The 3142-nt window shown below is 74.9% G+C and carries 3 protein-coding genes; 1 reads left to right on the top strand and 2 read right to left on the bottom strand.

Features of this window, described 5'->3' with window-relative positions:
- Both DZF91_RS26055 and DZF91_RS26050 read right to left on the bottom strand, forming a co-directional pair.
- A partial coding sequence (locus DZF91_RS26055) for an FtsX-like permease family protein (protein ID WP_199486899.1) occupies positions 1-1552 on the bottom strand: 1552 nt, incomplete at its 3' end.
- Positions 1553-1654: 102 nt separating this feature from the next.
- Positions 1655-2605, bottom strand: coding sequence for a LysR family transcriptional regulator (locus DZF91_RS26050; protein WP_117359830.1), 951 nt, complete (start codon positions 2603-2605; stop codon positions 1655-1657).
- Between the two features lie 93 nt (positions 2606-2698).
- Here DZF91_RS26050 and DZF91_RS26045 point away from each other — a divergent pair.
- Positions 2699-3142 (top strand): MFS transporter (locus DZF91_RS26045; protein WP_199486898.1); only part of this gene is annotated, 444 nt, incomplete at its 3' end.

The raw sequence follows: 3142 nt of genomic DNA, 5'->3' as shown, positions 1-3142 counted from the left end.
GCCCGGCGTAGCGGAGCGGGCGGCGCGCCACCTGCCGGGCGCCGAGCGCGGGCGCCAGGCCCCGGCCGCGCGCGGTGAACCGCTCGGCGGCGCGGGAGGTGACCGGGACGAGCCGCAGCATCAGCACGCCGCCCGCCAGCAGCGCGAGCGCCGGGCCGGACACGATGAACGGGTCGATGCCGCCCGCCCCGGACACCGACGGCGTGCTGTTGTAGCGGGTGAGCTGCCAGACGCCGAGCCCGGCGACCAGGAGCAGCGCCAGGTCGGCGCCGGTGCCCGCCCAGGCGCTGCGGCGGCCCCGGCTGATCGCGGCCTCGGTCTCCACGAACGTCCCCCGGACGGCCCGCAGCGTCGGGACGGTCACGGCGGCGACGAACGCGACCGCGGCGATGCCGGCGACCGTCCAGAGCGTGCCCGGCGACCCGGCGCTCAGCCGCAGCCCGGTCGCCCGGACGGCGGGGGTTTGCGCGGCGAGCCGGAGCAGCGGATCGGCGAGCAGCGGGCCGAGCAGGAGGCCGGGCAGGACGACGGTGAACCCCTCGGCGACCGTGAGCCCGGCGAGCTGCCGCATCCCGGCGCCGCGGGTGCGCATGAGGGCGAGCTCGGTGCGGCGGTGGTCGGCGAGCAGCCGCGCGACCAGCAGCCAGGCGTACCCGGCGAGCAGGATGAGCTGGAGCACCGGGACGAACATCGTGGACCGGGCGACCAGGACGGCGCGGGAGAGCTGGTCGGCGAGGTCGGGCAGCTCGCTGGAGACGGCGAACGTCGTGCCGTCGCCGTACTTGCGGAGCGTGTTCGCCGACTCCTGCGCGCGCTTGCCGAGGGCGCGCAGGCCGGAGACGTCCAGGTGGGACAGGTCGTTGCGGACGAACCAGGTCACGTCGCCACCGGCGGCCGAGAACCGCTTCCGGTACGTCTCGGGCGCGAGCACGAGCGGACCGTAGGTGGTGTAGTTCTGCTGGTCGGCTCCGGTGGTGACGAGCGGGTCGCCGTGCCAGAGGTAGTCCTCGGGGCTCCGCACGTCGAAGACACCGACGAGCCGCACCCTGATCGTGGACGTCTTGTCGACGCGTCCGTGGACGGTGAAGACCGCGCCGGGCTTCACCTTCATGTGCCGCGCTGCCGCGCTGGGCAGCACGGCCTCGGCGATGCCGCCGGCGTCGTCGGAGGTGGCGGCGGGCCAGCGGCCGGACGCCAGCCGCGCGTGCCGGTCCATGCCCGTGTAGGCGGCGAACCTCGTCAGCTCGGGATGCGCGGCGTGCTCCTGGCCGGGCAGCGTGTAGGAGTCGCTCTTCGCGGCCGACTCCATCCTGTACGGGATGTCCCCGTAGCCGCGGCGGAGCGCCTGCTCCAGCTGCTTGTTCGTCTCGGCGCTCTGGCCCGGCAGGACGGTCACGACGATGGTCGCGCCGATCTGCGCCTTCTGGGCGAGCGTGCGGTGCAGTCCGTCACGGGTCACCGAACCGGCGTAGCCGACGAGCGCGGCGAGGACCGTGGTCGCGAAGAGCGCGGTCGCGCAGGCCGCCAGGACGAGGGTCCTGTCGCCGACCATCCGCCGTAGTACCAGCCCCGGATGCCACATAGAGGCTGATGATCAGCTGAATGTGAACCATGCCACAAGGACCTGACACGGTTCTTGGACAAACCGCAACTTTTACGAGTTTGTCGCGACAGATGGCGTGCTAACGGCCCGTCCCAAACCGTTCGGCGGAGTGACGGGCGTGGCGGCGCAGGCGTAGAGCAGCTCACGCAGACCGGGAAGCGACTCGCGGTCCGACCGCCACACCAGCCGCAGGCTGATGTCGGGCACCGGCAGGTCCAGCTCGGCCAGCGCGCCCCGCCCGACCGCCTCGGCGACCGCGAACGCGGGCAGCAGCGCGATCCCGAGACCCTGCTCGGCCCAGGCCCGCACGACCGGCACTCCCCCCGCGCGGACGCGCGCCGGCCCGGGGCCGAGGAACCGGTCGGCGGCCAGCCGGAACGAGCACTTCTCCACGTTGACCAGCAGCGACTGGTCCCGCAGGTCGGCCCGGGTGAGGCCCGCGCGCCCGGCGAGCGGGTTGCCGGGGGCGGCGACCAGGGACAGCGGGACGGGCTCCACGTCCAGGAACGTCAGCGGAGCCTCCGGCTGCGGGAAACCGAGGTCACCGAGCGCGCCGCCGGTGTCCAGCAGGAGCGCCGCGTCCAGGGTGCCGCCGACGACGTCCGCGAGCAGCTCGTCCCGCGAGGCCGACGACCGCACCTCGACACGGTCCGCCCCGCGCCCCCTCGCCTCGGACAGACGGGCCAGGACGCGCGGGACGTGCGTCGCGGCGATCGTCTCCAGCGCGCCGAGGCGCAGCGCGGAGGCCGTCCCGACGACCTCGCGCCGGGCCTGGTCGGCGGCGTCCAGCAGGCGGCGCGACCAGGTCAGCATGCGCTCGCCGGACGGGGTGAGCCGCATCCCGCGCACCGTCCGGTCGAACAGCGGCACGCCGAGCGACTCCTCCAGCGCGCGGACGCGGGCCGAGACGCTGGACGGCGCGAGGCCGAGCGCGACGGCCGCGTCGGTCACCGTCCCGTGCCGGACCACGGCCTCGAACACCCGCAGCTGGCGAAGCTCCATGATCCGCTCCCCACCCGATCGTTCGGATTTCCCGAACGCAGCGTACGCGTCCGCCGGTGGAGCCGGACGCCCCCGCGCGGCGAGCCTGTCCGCATGACGATCACCGCTACGGCGGCGCCGACCGGGACGCGCGCGATCGCGCTGGTCGGCGTCTCGCTCGGCTATTTCATGGTGCTGCTCGACATGACCGTCCTGTCGGTGGCCGAACCCGACCTCGTCTCCTCGCTGCACGCCTCGACGTCCGGGCTGCAGTGGGCGACGACCTCCTACACCGTCGTCTTCGCCGCGCTGCTGCTCACCGCGGGCGCCGCCGCGGACCGGTTCGGCGCGCACCGGGTGTTCCGCTCCGGGATCGCCGCGTTCGGGGCGCTCTCGCTGCTGTGCGCGGCGGCCCCCGGCCTGGCGGCGCTGGTCGGGCTGCGCGCGCTGCTCGGAGTCGCGGCGGCGGCCTGCGTGCCCGCCTCGATGGCCATGATCGCCCGCCTCTACCCGGCCGCGCCGGACCGGACCCGCGCCCTGGCCACCTGGGCCGCGATC

The organism is Actinomadura logoneensis, from assembly GCF_003428695.1.
Taxonomy (GTDB): Bacteria; Actinomycetota; Actinomycetes; order Streptosporangiales; family Streptosporangiaceae; genus Spirillospora; species Spirillospora logoneensis.
This window is presented reverse-complemented; position numbering and strand designations above follow the sequence as displayed.